Below are 14728 nucleotides of genomic sequence, written 5' to 3' on the forward strand. Positions count from 1 at the left end.
CCGCTTGGCAGGGGTGACCGAAGAATAGGGCTTCCATTCCTATTCTCCGCCGCCAAGCGAATGGACATAAACTGCAAGTTCCTTGACCTTGATCTCGCCGAGACGGCCAACCCAGGCCGGCATGACGCCCTGCTTTGGCGCACGAACCTGGGCGGCGATGGCCGTCTCGCCGGACCCGTAAAGCCAGATCGCGTCAGTCAGGTCGGGGGCGCCGAATTCCCTGTTGCCTTTTGCATTGTCGCCGTGACAAGCGACGCAGTTCTCGGCAAAGACCTTGGCGCCGGGTTGGATCAGACTTGCATCGCGGACCTTGCCGGAAAGGCTGGCCACGTAGGCGCTGACTTGTGCGATCTGGTCGGCGGTGATGATGTCGCCGAAGGCCGGCATTTCTGACAGTCGCGTGTCCGGATCGGAAGCAAAGCGGAGGCCGTGCGTGATCGTCTGCTTGATCTGGTCGGGGCTGCCGCCCCAGAGCCAGTCATCGTCATTCAGGTTGGGAAAGCCCTTCGACCCCTGAGCGCCGGAGCCGTGGCATTGCGTACAGTTGACCTTGAACGCGGCAGCCCCGGCAGCGACCGCGAATTCGCGCAAGGCATCGTCGGTCAAGATCTCCGAGACGCTCTTTGCCTGGATGGCTGCAACATACTTGCCCTTGGCGGCCTCGGCCGCGGCAAGGTCGTTCTTGACGTCCTTACGGCTTGAATAGCCGAGCATGCCCTTGGTTGCCGAGGTCAGCATCGGCCATGCCGGGTATGCGGTCGTATAGACGAGCGCCCACGCTATGGTGACGTAGAAGGTAATCACCCACCATCGCGGCAGAGGATTGTTGAGCTCCCTGATGCCGTCCCATTCATGGCCGGTGGTTGAGACGCCGGAGACCTCATCGATGTGCTCGTCGCTCATGATCACTCGTCCTCGAGCGGAATGCGGGCAGCTTCGTCGGCCAGCCTTCGGCTGCCGGGGCGTAGGGCAAAGGCGATGCACCCGACGAAGAACAGCGCCATCGCAACCAGGCCCCAGCTGTCGGCAAACGCCCGCATCAAATTGTAGGTCATCAGCGTTCTCCTCAGCGGTAGCCGGCGGCTTCGTCGTAATTTTTGAAGTCGACCAGTGTGCCAAGCATCTGCAGGTAGGCGAGCAGGGCATCCATTTCGGTGACCTGTTGCGGGTTGCCGTCGAAGTCGCCGATCTTGACTTTGGGGTAACGCGCCTCAAGGCCTGATGTGTCGGCATTGGGATCGGCCTGCGCCGCCAGATCCGCATTGGCGTGCGCGATCATGTCATCGGTGTAAGGGACGGCTACACGCCTGTTGGCGACCAGATGCGTCGAGAAATCCTTCACGTCGATCGGCGTGTCTTTCAGGAACCCATAGCTCGGCATGATCGATTCCGGCACCACCGAGCGCGGGTCGGTAAGATGCGCGACATGCCATGCATTCGAGTAGCGGTCGCCAACTCTGGCGAGATCCGGCCCGGTGCGCTTCGATCCCCACTGGAAGGGGTGATCGTACATGGACTCGGCAGCCAGGCTGTAGTGGCCATAGCGCTCAACTTCGTCGCGGAACGGCCTGATCATCTGGCTATGGCAGAGAAAGCAGCCCTCGCGCATATAGATGTTGCGCCCGACAAGTTCGAGCGGCGAATAGGGGCGCATGCCTTCCACCTTCTCGATCGTATTGTCGAGATAGAAGAGAGGCGCTATCTCGACGATACCGCCGACCGTCACCACGAGCAGCGAGCCAACGAGAAGAAGCGTGGCGTTCTTCTCGATGATTGCGTGTTTGTCCATCAAGCCCATTACCTGGCTCCTGATCGCGCAGGTCGGATGGCGACGGGGCTCGGCATCGGCTCCTCCTCGCGCTGGTGGCCGAGGATGGTCATGGTGATGTTCCAGGCCATGATAAGGGCGCCGGAGAGGTACATGGCCCCACCGATGGCGCGCATGACGTAGTATGGGTGCATGGCAGCGACGGTTTCGGCGAAGGAATAGACCAGGAAGCCCTGCTGGTCGTATTCACGCCACATCAGGCCCTGCATGATGCCTGACACCCACATGACCGAGGCGTAGACGACGATCCCGAGTGTCGCCAGCCAGAAGTGCCAAGTGACGAGCCGCAGCGAGTAGAGCCGGTGACGGTTCCAGAGCTTCGGCACCATGTAGTAGATTGCGCCGAACGAGATCATGCCAACCCAGCCGAGCGCGCCCGAATGGACGTGGCCGATGGTCCAGTCGGTATAATGCGACAGCGAATTGACCGCCCTGATCGCCATGATCGGGCCTTCGAAGGTCGACATGCCATAGAAGGCGACGGCCATCACCATCATGCGGATGATCGGATCGGTGCGCAGCTTGTCCCAGGCGCCGGACAGCGTCATCAGGCCGTTGATCATGCCGCCCCAGGACGGCATCCACAGCATGATCGAGAACGCCATGCCGAGCGTCTGCGCCCAATCTGGCAAGGCGGTGTAGTGCAGGTGATGCGGGCCAGCCCAGATGTAGAGAAAGATGATCGCCCAGAAATGGACGATCGACAGCCGGTACGAATAGACTGGCCGGTTCGCCTGCTTGGGCACGAAATAATACATCATGCCAAGGAAGCCGGCGGTGAGAAAGAAGCCGACCGCGTTGTGGCCGTACCACCATTGGGTCAGCGCGTCCTGGACCCCGGAAAAGGCGGAGTAGCTCTTGGAGCCCAGGAACGAGACTGGCATCGACAGGTTGTTGACCACATGCAGCATCGCGATGGTCACGATGAACGACAGGTAGAACCAGTTGGCGACGTAGATATGCGGTTCCTTGCGCTTCAGGATCGTGCCAAGGAACAGAATGAGGTAGGCGACCCAGACGATGGTCAGCCAGACATCCACATACCATTCGGGTTCGGCGTACTCGCGGCCCTCGGTGATGCCGAGCAGATAGCCGGTCGCGGCCATGACGATGAACAGCTGGTAGCCCCAGAAGACGAACCAGGCGAGATCACCGCCGAAGAGGCGGGCGCGGCAGGTGCGCTGCACGACATACAGAGACGTGCAAAGCAGCGCGTTGCCACCGAAGGCGAAGACGACACCGGATGTATGCAGCGGCCGCAAACGGCCGAAATTGAACCAGGGCTGGATGTTGAGATCGGGATAGGCGAGCTGAAGCGCGATCACCACGCCGACCAGCATCCCGACGACACCCCAGAACACGGTGGCGATCGCGCCGTAGCGGATCGGACCATCCATGTAAGCGGATGGGTCAATCGGAGCTGCTGGCTTGAACTCCGTGTTGCGCAACAGGATCGCAGTGGAACCAGCCACTGCGAAGAACAACACCCACATATGTCGGCGGAAAGGTTCATCCACGCCGAAGCCGGCGGCCACCAGGGCCGCAAAAGCGAACACGCTTAGAAGGACGATCTCTGTGCCGAATTTCATTGCAGATCCCGATCTCGAATCTGGTGGATGCCAAATCCGCAGCGCACTAATTGCGCAGCCGCCGCCCCCTCGCCCTGATCTATGTCAGGCCGCACGATTTTGTGTCGGCGGCGCAATCAGCAGGTGGCGAATGAACGAGGAACGCAGCGCGGGCTCACCCCCTCATGGAAGGCGTTCCCTGGGTTGGGCGGGCGCAGACGCGATCGATTGAGGCGAAAGCTGAGGCTCTGCGACGCGTTGGATGCTATTGCCGATGCCCTGCCAAACGTTGTTCGGATCCCATTGGAAACGAACGCGATCGTTCGGCCGAGCCGTGGCAGCTTAAGGACCGTGCTTCGCCGGTATGTGCCGAAACACACCTGGCGATTGGTCGTCGTCCCTATCAAAGCCCGAAAGCTGTCTGTCTCGACCGTGACGCCGCTTCTTCGAAGGCGCGGCGACATCGCATTAGAAGGCAAGCACGGCCCGCCCCGGAGCCATGCGACATGGGCCTCGCCGCTTAGGGCCGCTCGCGTCCGCCGCCACAGCGCTTCTCCAGACGGCTTATGCTGTCCACCGTCACATGGCGTGCGTTCTCAATCCGAATCACCCCGTCAGCCCGCAATCGCGTCAGTTGGCGGCTCACGGTTTCGTTGGTAATTCCAAGGAAATCAGAGATTTCGGCACGCGTCAGCGGCAGATCGAAGGACGCTGACCTGGAAGCCGCGTCGAGACTGGAATCGATATTCCGGGCCATCATGAGGAGAAAACTCGCCACCTTTTCCGGAGCTGTCTTGCGCCCCAGCGTCACCATCCACTCGCGCGCCTCATCGAGTTCATTCAGCGTCTGTTTGAGCAGGCGATGCTCGAATTCCCGTGACGCCTTCATCATCCGTTCGACGGCCGCTCGCGGAAACGAGCACAGCGTGACTGCTGTTGCCGCTTCCGCATTGATCGAGCTTTCCACCTTGAAAGGACGTCCCAGAAAATTCGGTGCAAACTGGAGACCGACGATCTGCTGGCGCCCATCCGACAGGCTCTTTGATAGCTTTACCACGCCTGAAAGCACGTTCGAGTAGCTGTCGACGTTCTGTGCCTCGCCGGTCAACTCCATTCCTGACTCGATCCGGCGACGCGAGCAAGTCTTGGCGAGCCCAACCAAATTGTCTGGATCGAGCGCACCGCAGACACCGCGACGCCGTGCCTCGCAAGGGAGGCAAAGAACAGGAATGCCGGAAGTATGAATGTCTTGCCGAAAGGTCATGCGTTCGCTTTACCCGATCCTAACTGCCGGCAGGATACCCATCCAGGGTAGAGAAGTCCTGCGGCGGTTTGTCCATGCGCGCGGCTGATCGAGATCAGGGTCTGCTTCAGCGATGCGTGCAGTGTTCGGCGGGCAACACGGTGAACGCGAGATGCAATCGGAAATAGCTGTCAAACTCAGCGAGAACGTCCCACGCTACACAAGCTATCCGACGGCGCCGCATTTCCATTCCGGGGTCGATGCTGCCATTTACCGTGGCTGGTTGGAGGCGCTGGAAAGTGGCGACGAAATCTCGCTGTATTTGCACATTCCTTACTGCGACAAGCTCTGCTGGTTCTGCGCCTGTCACACCAAGCAGACGCACCAATATGAGCCGGTGGCCGCTTATCTGCGCTCGCTGAATGCCGAAATCGTCACGATTGCCGGTCTGGTGAGCGGCAAGGCACATGTCCGTGCAATCCACTTCGGTGGCGGTTCGCCAACGATGCTGAGGCCCGATGACATGGTTGCTCTTGGAGCGGCCTTGCGGGACAGCTTCGACCTTCTCCCGGATGCTACGGTCAGCATCGAAATCGGAACCAACGACATGGACAAGGCGCGCCTTGATGCGCTTGCTCAAATCGGCGTAACGCGGGCGAGCCTCGGCGTGCAGGATTTCGATCCGCAAGTGCAAAAAGCAATTAATCGTGAGCAAAGTTTTTTGCAGACCAAGGCAGTCGTCGACGGGGTTCGTTCGCGGGGCGTTGAATCGGTCAATCTGGACCTGCTCTACGGGCTCCCGAATCAGACACGCGAGACGATCTGTTCCACGGTGGCGCAGGCACTGACCTTGGAACCAGACCGGATGGCTCTGTTCGGCTACGCACATGTGCCCTGGTTCAAGAAGCATCAGACGATGATCGACGAGGCATGGCTGCCGAGTCCCACCGAGCGTTTCGCCCAATCTCAGCTCGCGGCGCGGGCAATTGTCGCCAAGGGATATGAGGCAATAGGACTCGATCATTTCGCGAAGCCCGACGATGCGCTGGCCATAGCGGCCCGCGCAGGGGTTTTGCATCGCAATTTTCAGGGCTACACCGAGGATCGCTGCCCGACACTGATCGGACTTGGCCCTTCGTCCATCGGTCGTTTTCGCCAAGGCTACGTGCAGAACATGGCTTCGACTGCCGGGTACGGGCGCATGGTTGCGGATGGCGGGTTGGCTGCCGTCCGGGGCGTTGCCCTTTCCGACGACGATCGCGTCCGTGGCTGGATAATCGAGCGGCTGATGTGTGATTTTGCCTTCTCGGCAGTCGATCTGGTGGAGCGGTTCGGCAAAGCCGGCGAGAAGCTCCTTCATCGCTCGAGGTCCATCGCCCTCCACGATCCTGCCCGAGCGCTTGAATTCGATGGCGACAGTTTCGTCGTACGGGCTGAAAGTCGCCCCTTCGTTCGAACCATCGCGGCCAAGTTCGATACATATTTCAAAGGGGGAACGGCGAGGCACTCGGTGGCGGTCTGAGCAAAGCACAGTGCGCTCGCCGTTTGGTCGATCGCGAACCAGCTGCGTTTCATTTTGACCGCTCATAGGCGACTACCGCATCCAATCGAAAATGCAAACTTAGGCTGTTGCGCGGTATTTCCTTCCACATCCTCTCTTACGCATACCTGCATTCCAAGGTGTTTGATCCTATGCTTCGCGAGGAGCAGGTAGGCCGCGACAGCTAGGCAATGTTCCAGCTGCCTCTAGCGGAGGAGTCACGATTTTTCGGCAAGCTCCGTCGGCAGACCTTCTTTTCGGGCCTTGGCAAAGGCTCGGTCGCCTTCCAGAAACGCCGCCAGCATGAAAGGGATGAGTTCTGCCACGGTTTCAGACTGACGATAGGTCTGACGGTAAAGTGCAGCATACTCCTTGAGTGTTTGGCCCAGCTCCGCGCTGACGGTAATGGTGATCTTCGAAGCTGTTCGGTCTGGAAGCTTTCCAAGTTTCAGGTCAGCCATGGTAACTCCTGCTCAACTCGCGTATGGCCGCAGCACGATGTCCTTGTGCACGATGACGCGCAGTGGCCAACCTGGGCGGACGATGATGGTGGGCTGGATATTGAGGTTTTTTTCGGTGATGCGCTGGCCGGCTCGACTGGCGTTCTGCTGGGCTGATTCCCGGATCGCCTTGACCAGATCGCTCTCGTTTTCGCCGAGGCTGAATTCCGTGCCGACACCGAGCAATGTGGCAAGCGCCACCCCCTTGATCAGCTGCCAGGTGTGGAAATCGACTTTGTCTTCCAGCCCTGCGTAGCCGGCGGTGTCGCTCGCGGGCAGATTGTCGATTTCGACCGACGAGCCGTCGGGCAGCAGAATGCGCTGCCAGACCAGCAGCGCTCGCTTTTGCCCGAACGCGACGACGCTGTCGTAGACGCCGATAAGACGTGAGCCCTGCGGAATCAGCAATATGTTGCCCGTGACCGTGTCGTGCACATTCTCGGTGACTTGCGCGACGACAAGGCCCGGCAAATCGGAATTGATGCCGGTGATCAGGCTGGCGGCAATCACGCTGCCAGCCATCAGTTGATACGGCGAGATCGGCGTCTGCAGCGCATGCGGATTGTAGATCCCGCCAGTGCTCCGCTGGCTGAGGAAATCAAGCTTTCGCTGCTGATTGTTCTGGTCGCCTTCCGCCGGCGCCACCGAGGCAGACGCGCGTGCTGCTTCGGATTGGGGAAGTGCCTCAAATGGATGCTGAGCAGTTTGCACGCTCTCACCGACATCTGTCTGTTGAGCTCGATTTTCGACGCGGAAAAGCACCTGCGATTCACGCGCTTCGATCGCCTGCTGCGCTAGACGCTGCTCCTCGGCCGAGATGTCTTGACCCGGCACGATGCCGAGCTGGCGCTGCCGCTCGAGGATGGGGCGACCGAGGTCGCCCGGCAAAGGTGGCCCAAGGACGGGAGGCTTCGGCTTCATGCCGGAATAGTCATGGGGAAGCGTATCGAGTCCCTCGACGGTTGGTTTGCGCTCAGTGCTGTAGGGATCTTCCGCCTGATCCCTGATGCGAAGGGCCGGCCCCTGGAGCGCCATCATGGCAACGCCGAACACAGCGCCGGATCCGAGCGCTGCGATCGCGATGATCACACCGCGCCTGAACCGCACCACGCGGCGGGGAGAGGCCCGAAGCTGCAGTTCCTCGGGATCCAGTTTCGGCGGGATGCCAGAGCGGGAATTTTCGATCATGAGCCCTCACCTCACCGGCTGGAACGCGAAAAGAGCGAGATCCGCCGTAGCGGTTGCCTGTCGTCAATCCTGCTGATGCGGATCACCTGCTGCTGCTTGGTGCCGAGGCGAAGTTCGGCCGCGGCGAAGAGCCGATCGACGATGTAATAGTTGCCGCGCACGCGATAGTTGACGAGCTCGCTGCTCCCATCTGCGCCGACGATGAAGAGTGGTGGCGCCTCGCCCTGATCTATGCGACGAGGGAACTCAATATAGACCTTGCTGCCGTCGTCGAAGGCTCGCGTCGGTCTCCAGGGCGGTGTGTCGCCACTGATCGAGTAGCGAAAGCGAAGGTTTTCGAGCGCGATATTCGACGCGACCGGTGTAACTGCCTCGGCTTGAGCATTGCGCTGGCGAAGCGCGATGATCTGGTCTTGGCTGTAGGTCCAGGAGATTGCCGCCATTGCTGTCTTCTCGGTGCTTTGAAGCTGCAAATGATAGGTCCGCCGGTCCGTCGTAATGACGACATTGGTGGCAAGACCCGGCGCGAAGGGTTTCACCAGAACATGGGTGCGCTGATTGTCACCGGTGCCGCTTGCGGTATCGCCTATGACCCAGCGCACGGTGTCGCCAGCCGACACGGCGGTTAGTTTCTCGCCCGGCTGCAGAGCGATGTCGGTCACGCGCTCCGGCGCGGCATAGAGCTGATAAAGCGCGCCATCGGTGAAGGGGTAGACTTGCACGGCATTAACATACCCGTACTTGGTGGGTTGCTGGGTCGCGGCTTTGTTGGCATCAGCGACGCGTTCTTCAGGGGGGCGCTTGTCCTCGGCCTTGCCGGACTCGGGCTGCAATTGGCCAGGCAGCGGCAGTGGTTTTGGCACCTCGACAATTCTAATCGGCCTCTCCGGCGCCTTCTCGATCGCGGCCGGTTTGAAGTCAGCAGCGTCATAGGAAATCTCAGGCGGCGGCACCTTCTTCGATGCACAAGCGGAAACTACCGCTGCCGACACCGATAGGATCAGCACGGCACGAATCGGTGACATTTTATCTTTCATTGGTGGACTCCGTCGGAGAAAGGGGGGGTGGGACGGCGCTGTCGAGCTCGCGTGACCAGTCAATGGCGTTGATGAAGACGCCGAGCGGATTCTTGCGCAGCTGATCCGTATTGCTTGGCGAGCGGATCACGATCGTGAGGATCGCAGTCCAGCGCATCGTGCTGGCAAGGCTTCCGCGCTCAAACACCTGCTCGGTCCATTTGACCTGGAATGAACTTTCGGAGGCCCTGACCACGCTGGTGACCTGTACCGAGACACTGCGCGTTCCGATCTGACCGAAGGGGTCGTTCGCCTTGGCGTATTCGTTGAGGAAGAGCGCTGCGCGATCGCTAGCAAAGTCGTAAGCTGCGAACCAGTTCTGCCGTACCAAAACCGGATCGGTGGAAACGGAACGGACATTCTGGATGAAGCGGCCGAGATGCCAGGCGATCTGAGCATCCGAGGGCTCATAATTCCGGATTGCCGGCGCGACGGCGCGCGTCTCGCCGAAGCCATCGACCTCGACGACGTAAGGCACGACACGGCTTTGCATCGACTGCCATACGAGTCCGCCGGAAAGTCCGGTCGCCAAGGCCAGGCACCCAAGGGCCATGAGCCGCCAGTTCCTGGCCTGCAGTCGAGATGAGCCGATGCGCTCGTCCCACAGCTGGGCGGCTTTTTGATACGGCGTGACCGGTTCGGGTGTTTTGCCGTAACGGTGCACGGGTCGCTTGAAGAGCATCTAGTCATCCTTGTCGTTGAGAGAGGGGTTGGCGCTGCCTCCCGGCCGGTCTCCGTCTCGGACAGCTTGCATGGCAGCGTGGCGATGTGCACGGGCGGTCTGTTCAGAACGTAGGCGCCTTGCCCACGTCGGCGCCGAAACAGTGGCCGAACCGGCAGAGCGCTCGGTCATTGACGCGGTCGGCGTGCCGCCGGTCGCGGTCCACGCGGCATCGCGCCCGGCATCGGCGTTGCGCCCAACACTTGCAGTGGCGGATCGCGCTACGCGTATAGCGGCGCCGCCAGCGGCACTGGTTACACCATGCATTCCAGCAGCCACACCGGAGAAGCCAACGTCGGGCGAGGTTGCGCGCCCGATCTGCCAGGACGTGGAAGCAGCCGATCCCATTGTTGTGCCGGCGCGGATGGCGGCGAGACCGCCGCTGGTTGCCATACGCGCGCCAGAAAATGCCGTGCCTCCAGCAACGAGTGATACACCCGCTGCCGCCGCGGTCGTGCCGAGGGCGGCGCCCGCGCCAAGCTGCGGTGCGCCTGAGACAAGACCCGACGCGATCCCCGGCCCAAAAATGCCAAGGCCAAGCAGTGCCAGTGCGCCCAGTACCTGGGACATGGCAGCGGCCAGATCCGGCTCCTTGCCTTGCAATGCGGAAGCGAACTCCCCGAAGAGCGTGGAGCCGATGCCGACAATGACGGCGAGCACCATCACCTTGATGCCTGACGAGATAACATGGCCGAGCACGCGTTCGGCCAGGAACGCTGAACGGTTCCAAAGTGCGAATGGAACCAAAACAAAACCTGCCAGCGTGGTGAGCTTGAACTCAAGGATGGTGATGAAAAGCTGGATGGAAAGGATGAAGAAGGCGATGATGACCAGGAACCAGGCCATCAGCAGCACGAAGATGGTCAGTGCGTTGCCGAAGATTTCCGGGAAGCCCAGGAACTGACTGGCTTGGTCAAGCATTGGCCAAGCACCTTCGAAACCGGTCGCGGCAATGCGGCCCGGGCGCAGGAGATTGTCTGCCGACAGATTGCCGGCCGACGCATTAATCCCGAGACCGGCAAAAGAACGATAAATGATATCGGCGAGGTTCTTGAAATTGTTCAGGATGAAGGCGAAGACGCCAACATAGAGCACCTTGCGGACAAGCCGGCCGAGAACGCTGGTCTCCTCGCCGAGCGCCCACGCCAGGCCGGCAAGTGTGATGTCAATGCCGATCAGAATGGTAGTGAGGAAGGCGACGTCGCCCGAGAGCAGACCGAACCCGCTGTCGATGTAGCGGATGAAGGTCTCCATGAAGCGATCGATGACGCCAAGGTCGTTCATGCCGCTGCCTTCCTCGTCGTGATGAACTCGTGATTAATTGCCGGGATAAGCCGAGCCGGTACCCAAGAATCGCTTCGTCATCTCGCGGGCGGCTTCCTCTGACTGGGCCTTGCGGGCGGCATCCTCGGCCTCAGCTCGAAACTGCGTTGCGAGCAGCGTCTGGATCTGCATCTGCTGCTTTGTCGAAAGCGCCATCAGCTGGTTGGTGGCCTGGCTTGCCTGAAGCGCACCGGCCGCCCCTTGGCTGCGGTTGACGAGATCGGCGAGCAGATCGCCGTCGGCGCGGACGTTCTCGACGATTTGCGACTGGACCCCCATGGTCTGGCGGAACGCCTGCATGGCGCTTTGCCAACGCTCGCGCGCAGCACTCGCCACATCGCTGACCTTGATCGTGGCGTCGTAGCTTTCCGGATATTGGCTGCGCCACTGGTCTTGAAGCTTGCCCAGATCAAAGCTGAGGCCACTCGCCTGGTCCATCAAGCCGTCGATGCGATGGAGCGAACCGGTGAGTTGGCCAACGGAAGAGAAATCCAGACGGTGAAGATTGCGCGCCATGTTCTGCAGCATGGTCGCCTGATTCTGCAGCGACTGGATCTGGTTGTTGATCTGCTCCAGGGCGCGCGCGGCCGTCAGCACGTTCTGCGCATAATTGGACGGATCGAACACGATAAGGGCGTAGGCGGGCTGCACATAGTCGGCCATAGGCTTGGCGATCAGGGAAACGGTGATCAGGCCGGAGAGAAGGCGTCGCCGCATCATGCTAATTGCTCCTTGTCTGGTTGAGGGAATTGCTTGAGAAGTTCGCCGGCCCAATCGAGGCCGCGCGCGATCAGGAACTGCGAGGCAAAGCTGCCTTGCCCGTCTTCGGACAGGATCCTGTCGATCAGAGTCTGCGTGGCCGGATCGGAAGCACCGCAAAGCGCAAGAGCGATGGGGCCAAGCCCGAGCTCGAACAGACGGTTGCCGCGGCGCGATTGCAGATAATACTGACGCTTCGGCGTGGCGCGGGCGATCAATTCGATCTGCCGCTCGCTTAAACCGAAGCGTTCGTAGGCTGTGCGCGCCTGGGGTTCCACGGCACGATCATTGGGAAGGAAAATGCGCTGCGGGCAGCTTTCGATGATTGCCGGCGCTATGGCAGAGCCCGCGATATCAGCCAGCGACTGCGTAGCGAAGACAACCGACACGTTCTTCTTTCGCAGCACCTTCAGCCATTCGCGGATGCGGGCGGCGAACAGCGGATTGTCGAGATAGACCCACGCCTCGTCGAGCATGATCAGCGTGGGCCGTCCGTCGAACCGTTCCTCAAGTCGCTGGAACAGATAGGTAAGCACCGGCAGCAAAGCGCCTTGGCTGTGCATCAGCTCCTCGGTCTCGAAACACTGCACATCCGACAAGGCCAGCCCATCATGATCGGCATCGAGCAGGCGGCCGAAGGGACCGTCGAGCGTGTAGGGCATCAATGCGGACTTCAGCGCATTGGATTGAAGCAGGACCGAAAGGCCGGTCAGTGTGCGTTCCTGCGCCGGCGCGGTGGCAAGGCTGGCCAGCGCTGACCAGATAGCCTCCTTCACCTCCGGCGTGACGGTGACGTTCTCGTAGGCAATAAGGCTGGCGATCCATTCGGCCGCCCAGCTTCGGCTAGCCTGGTCGTTGATGCTGCGCAGTGGCTGAAAGGCAAGGGAACTGTCCGCTCCTAGCGCGTGGTGTTCTCCACCCATGGCAAGTGTTGCAGCACGGGCCGAATTGCCTTTGTCGAAGACATAAACCTGGGCGCCGGCATAGCGCCTGAACTGCAGAGCAATCAGAGCAAGCAGAACCGACTTGCCGGCGCCGGTCGGACCAACAGCCAGCATGTGGCCGACATCTTCGACGTGGGTGGAAAGCCGAAACGGTGTCGACCCGCTGGTCTCGGCAACGAGAAGCGGTGGCGCTTCGGTTTGGGTGACTTTCGCGAGATACTCGTTTGTCGCAGGACCGGCCCAAACCGACGACAGCGGCATGAGATGGGCAAGGTTCAAAGTATGAACGAGCGGTTGGCGAACGTTAGCGTAGACATGGCCAGGCAATGAGCCGAGCCAAGCCTCGACCGCATTGACGCCTTCTCGGATCGTGGTGAAACCGATCCCATTGATGATGCGCTCGACCGCGCGAAGCTTCTCTGCAGCGGCTTGGCGATCCTCGCCCCACACCGTCACGGTCGTGGTGAGATAGCCGAAGCTCACATGATCGCCGCCCAATGCCTGAAGGGCTTCGTCGGCATCGAGCGCCTTGTTGTCGGCATCGCTGTCGACAAGCGGGACCGGCTCGTTGGTAATGACCTCGCGTAGGATTGCCACGATCGATTTGCGCTTGGCAAACCACTGCCGGCGCAACCGCGTCAGCGTCTTCGTGGCTTCCGTTTTCTCGAGCGGAATGAAGCGCGTCATCCAGCGATAGGCGAAATCCTGATGATTGAGGGCATCGAGAATCCCGGGCCGGGTGAGGTTCGGAAAGCCGAGGATGGTCAGTGTGCGAAGATGCTGCTCACCCAGCATCGGCTCCAGGCCACCGGCAAGCGGCGCATCGACCAGGATGGCATCCAGATATATCGGCGTTTCCGGGACGATGATAGGATGGCGTCGAGGCGAAATCGTGCCGTGGAGATAGGTCAACGTCTGAGCATCATCGAGGACGCGTACTTCGGGCATGAAACCCGAGAAGAGATCGAGCACGCGGTTGGTCTCGTCACGGAACCTCGCCAGATCCTGGCGCCAGTCTCTTTCTCCTTGGGAATAATGAGAGTCGACGAGCGCGCTTTCCGCGCGCGCCTGGGCGTCGGGCGGTGGCATAAACACTAAGGTCACATGATAGCGGCTCTCGTAGTGCGCTACCTTCCCCTCGAAAGCAGCGCGGCGTTCTTCGTCGACCAGCCACGACGCGGCGTCAGGAAAATGCGAGTTCGGATAGCCCAGCGCTTCTATGCGCTCGGCCTCAAAGAACAATGCCCAGCCAGAGCCAAGGCGTCTGAGAGCATTGTTCGCCCGGCCGCAAATGCCGACGAGTTCAGCCTCCGTCGCACTTTCGAGATCCGGGCCGCGGAACCGCAACGTCCGCTGAAAGCTGCCGTCCTTGTTGAGCATGATGCCGGGCGCCACCAAGGCAGCCCAGGGCAGATGGTCGGCAAGCCGGTCGGCTTTGCTTCGATATTCCGAAAGGTTCAGCATGCAAGCCACCCCTTCAGACGAAGGTGGCGCACAAGCACGCTGGCGAAGTCCGGATCGCGTCTTGCGGCAAAGACCGCTAACGAGTGGCCCGCGATCCAAAGCACCAGACCAGCAATCCATTGCTGCAAGCCGAAGCCAATGGCCGCGGCCACTGTACCGTTGAGGATCGCCACCGCGCGCGGAGCCCCGCCGAGCAGGATCGGCTCGGTCAGCGCCCGGTGGACCGGTACTGCGAAGCCCTCGATATGCTGCTCCCCGGCGGCCATCAGACGAGCGCCCCACCACCGAAGGAGAAGAAGGAGAGGAAGAAGCTCGATGCCGCGAAGGCGATCGACAGACCGAAGACGATCTGAATCAGGCGCCGAAAACCACCGGCGGTGTCGCCGAAGGCAAGCGTCAGGCCGGTGGTGATAATGATGATCACCGCAACGATCTTGGCGACCGGTCCCTGCACCGACTCCAGGATCTGCTGCAGCGGCTGCTCCCACGGCATGCCGGAGCCGGCCGCATAAACGGGGGCCGTGATAAGAAACGCGAGCGCTGTGGACGAAAGAAAGCGAAGCTTCTTGCGCAT

General features: G+C 60.8%; 15 protein-coding genes. 1 reads left to right on the plus strand and 14 read right to left on the minus strand.

The window, feature by feature from the left end; all coding sequences use genetic code 11:
- Positions 1–39: 39 nt before the first annotated feature.
- The 5 genes from ccoP to EN846_RS28590 form a co-directional block, all read right to left on the minus strand.
- Positions 40–903: a cytochrome-c oxidase, cbb3-type subunit III gene (ccoP, locus tag EN846_RS28570; RefSeq protein ID WP_029354960.1), complete on the minus strand. Its 864-nt coding sequence runs from the start codon at positions 901–903 to the stop codon at positions 40–42.
- A gap of 2 nt (positions 904–905) precedes the next feature.
- Positions 906–1055, minus strand: coding sequence for a cbb3-type cytochrome c oxidase subunit 3 (locus tag EN846_RS28575; protein WP_024502864.1), 150 nt, complete (start codon positions 1053–1055; stop codon positions 906–908).
- Positions 1056–1066: 11 nt separating this feature from the next.
- On the minus strand, positions 1067–1798 hold the full coding sequence (gene ccoO, locus EN846_RS28580) for a cytochrome-c oxidase, cbb3-type subunit II (RefSeq protein ID WP_091595781.1): 732 nt from the start codon (positions 1796–1798) through the stop codon (positions 1067–1069).
- Entirely contained in the window at positions 1798–3417 is a 1620-nt protein-coding gene (gene ccoN, locus EN846_RS28585; protein WP_095520369.1) for a cytochrome-c oxidase, cbb3-type subunit I, read from the minus strand. Before ccoN ends, ccoO begins: the two co-directional genes overlap by 1 nt.
- Positions 3418–3916: 499 nt before the next feature.
- Positions 3917–4660 carry a Crp/Fnr family transcriptional regulator gene (locus EN846_RS28590; protein WP_091595785.1) on the minus strand — a complete coding sequence of 248 codons (744 nt, stop codon included), beginning with the start codon at positions 4658–4660 and terminating at the stop codon, positions 3917–3919.
- Positions 4661–4811: 151 nt separating this feature from the next.
- Between EN846_RS28590 and hemN the strand changes: the two genes are divergently transcribed.
- Complete coding sequence (hemN, locus tag EN846_RS28595) at positions 4812–6161, plus strand: oxygen-independent coproporphyrinogen III oxidase (RefSeq protein WP_091595897.1); 1350 nt, start codon at positions 4812–4814, stop codon at positions 6159–6161.
- 236 nt (positions 6162–6397) lie between these two features.
- Here the strand turns inward: hemN and EN846_RS28600 are convergent, their stop codons facing one another.
- Genes EN846_RS28600 through EN846_RS28640 form a run of 9 tightly spaced genes read right to left on the minus strand, consistent with a single transcriptional unit; the run spans position 6398 to position 14728 of the window.
- Positions 6398–6640, minus strand: a complete 243-nt coding sequence (locus EN846_RS28600; RefSeq protein WP_029354949.1) for a DUF2274 domain-containing protein — start codon at positions 6638–6640, stop codon at positions 6398–6400.
- A gap of 12 nt (positions 6641–6652) precedes the next feature.
- The gene (locus tag EN846_RS28605) at positions 6653–7867 is read right to left on the minus strand and encodes a TrbI/VirB10 family protein (protein ID WP_091595787.1); all 1215 of its coding nucleotides are present in this window, start codon (positions 7865–7867) and stop codon (positions 6653–6655) included.
- 11 nt (positions 7868–7878) lie between these two features.
- Positions 7879–8904, minus strand: coding sequence for a P-type conjugative transfer protein TrbG (trbG, locus tag EN846_RS28610; protein ID WP_029354945.1), 1026 nt, complete (start codon positions 8902–8904; stop codon positions 7879–7881).
- The gene (trbF, locus tag EN846_RS28615; RefSeq protein ID WP_095520370.1) at positions 8894–9625 is read right to left on the minus strand and encodes a conjugal transfer protein TrbF; all 732 of its coding nucleotides are present in this window, start codon (positions 9623–9625) and stop codon (positions 8894–8896) included. The genes trbG and trbF overlap by 11 nt, the downstream gene beginning before the upstream one ends.
- The gene (gene trbL / locus EN846_RS28620) at positions 9626–10948 is read right to left on the minus strand and encodes a P-type conjugative transfer protein TrbL (RefSeq protein ID WP_135913939.1); all 1323 of its coding nucleotides are present in this window, start codon (positions 10946–10948) and stop codon (positions 9626–9628) included. It abuts the gene before it with no gap.
- 33 nt (positions 10949–10981) lie between these two features.
- A complete protein-coding gene (trbJ, locus tag EN846_RS28625) occupies positions 10982–11707 on the minus strand; it encodes a P-type conjugative transfer protein TrbJ (protein ID WP_095520371.1) in 726 nt (241 codons plus the stop codon).
- Entirely contained in the window at positions 11704–14154 is a 2451-nt protein-coding gene (trbE, locus tag EN846_RS28630; protein WP_095520372.1) for a conjugal transfer protein TrbE, read from the minus strand. The genes trbJ and trbE overlap by 4 nt, the downstream gene beginning before the upstream one ends.
- Positions 14148–14420: a VirB3 family type IV secretion system protein gene (locus EN846_RS28635; RefSeq protein WP_024502852.1), complete on the minus strand. Its 273-nt coding sequence runs from the start codon at positions 14418–14420 to the stop codon at positions 14148–14150. Before EN846_RS28635 ends, trbE begins: the two co-directional genes overlap by 7 nt.
- On the minus strand, positions 14420–14728 hold the full coding sequence (locus EN846_RS28640; RefSeq protein ID WP_024502851.1) for a TrbC/VirB2 family protein: 309 nt from the start codon (positions 14726–14728) through the stop codon (positions 14420–14422). Before EN846_RS28640 ends, EN846_RS28635 begins: the two co-directional genes overlap by 1 nt.

The sequence above is a fragment of the Mesorhizobium sp. M4B.F.Ca.ET.203.01.1.1 genome (assembly GCF_004791025.1).
Lineage (GTDB): Bacteria > Pseudomonadota > Alphaproteobacteria > Rhizobiales > Rhizobiaceae > Mesorhizobium > Mesorhizobium abyssinicae.

What these genes read in the sequence shown, in the direction of transcription:
- ccoN (WP_095520369.1), bottom strand. Translation starts at nt 3,417, where the DNA reads ATGAAATTCGGCACAGAGATCGTCCTTCTAAGCGTGTTCGCTTTTGCG.
- ccoP (WP_029354960.1), bottom strand. Translation starts at nt 903, where the DNA reads ATGAGCGACGAGCACATCGATGAGGTCTCCGGCGTCTCAACCACCGGC.
- trbL (WP_135913939.1), bottom strand. Translation starts at nt 10,948, where the DNA reads ATGAACGACCTTGGCGTCATCGATCGCTTCATGGAGACCTTCATCCGC.
- EN846_RS28640 (WP_024502851.1), bottom strand. Translation starts at nt 14,728, where the DNA reads ATGCGCAAGAAGCTTCGCTTTCTTTCGTCCACAGCGCTCGCGTTTCTT.
- trbG (WP_029354945.1), bottom strand. Translation starts at nt 8,904, where the DNA reads ATGAAAGATAAAATGTCACCGATTCGTGCCGTGCTGATCCTATCGGTG.
- EN846_RS28575 (WP_024502864.1), bottom strand. Translation starts at nt 1,055, where the DNA reads ATGACCTACAATTTGATGCGGGCGTTTGCCGACAGCTGGGGCCTGGTT.
- EN846_RS28635 (WP_024502852.1), bottom strand. Translation starts at nt 14,420, where the DNA reads ATGGCCGCCGGGGAGCAGCATATCGAGGGCTTCGCAGTACCGGTCCAC.
- trbE (WP_095520372.1), bottom strand. Translation starts at nt 14,154, where the DNA reads ATGCTGAACCTTTCGGAATATCGAAGCAAAGCCGACCGGCTTGCCGAC.
- trbF (WP_095520370.1), bottom strand. Translation starts at nt 9,625, where the DNA reads ATGCTCTTCAAGCGACCCGTGCACCGTTACGGCAAAACACCCGAACCG.
- trbJ (WP_095520371.1), bottom strand. Translation starts at nt 11,707, where the DNA reads ATGATGCGGCGACGCCTTCTCTCCGGCCTGATCACCGTTTCCCTGATC.
- ccoO (WP_091595781.1), bottom strand. Translation starts at nt 1,798, where the DNA reads ATGGGCTTGATGGACAAACACGCAATCATCGAGAAGAACGCCACGCTT.
- EN846_RS28600 (WP_029354949.1), bottom strand. Translation starts at nt 6,640, where the DNA reads ATGGCTGACCTGAAACTTGGAAAGCTTCCAGACCGAACAGCTTCGAAG.
- EN846_RS28605 (WP_091595787.1), bottom strand. Translation starts at nt 7,867, where the DNA reads ATGATCGAAAATTCCCGCTCTGGCATCCCGCCGAAACTGGATCCCGAG.
- EN846_RS28590 (WP_091595785.1), bottom strand. Translation starts at nt 4,660, where the DNA reads ATGACCTTTCGGCAAGACATTCATACTTCCGGCATTCCTGTTCTTTGC.
- hemN (WP_091595897.1), top strand. Translation starts at nt 4,812, where the DNA reads ATGCAATCGGAAATAGCTGTCAAACTCAGCGAGAACGTCCCACGCTAC.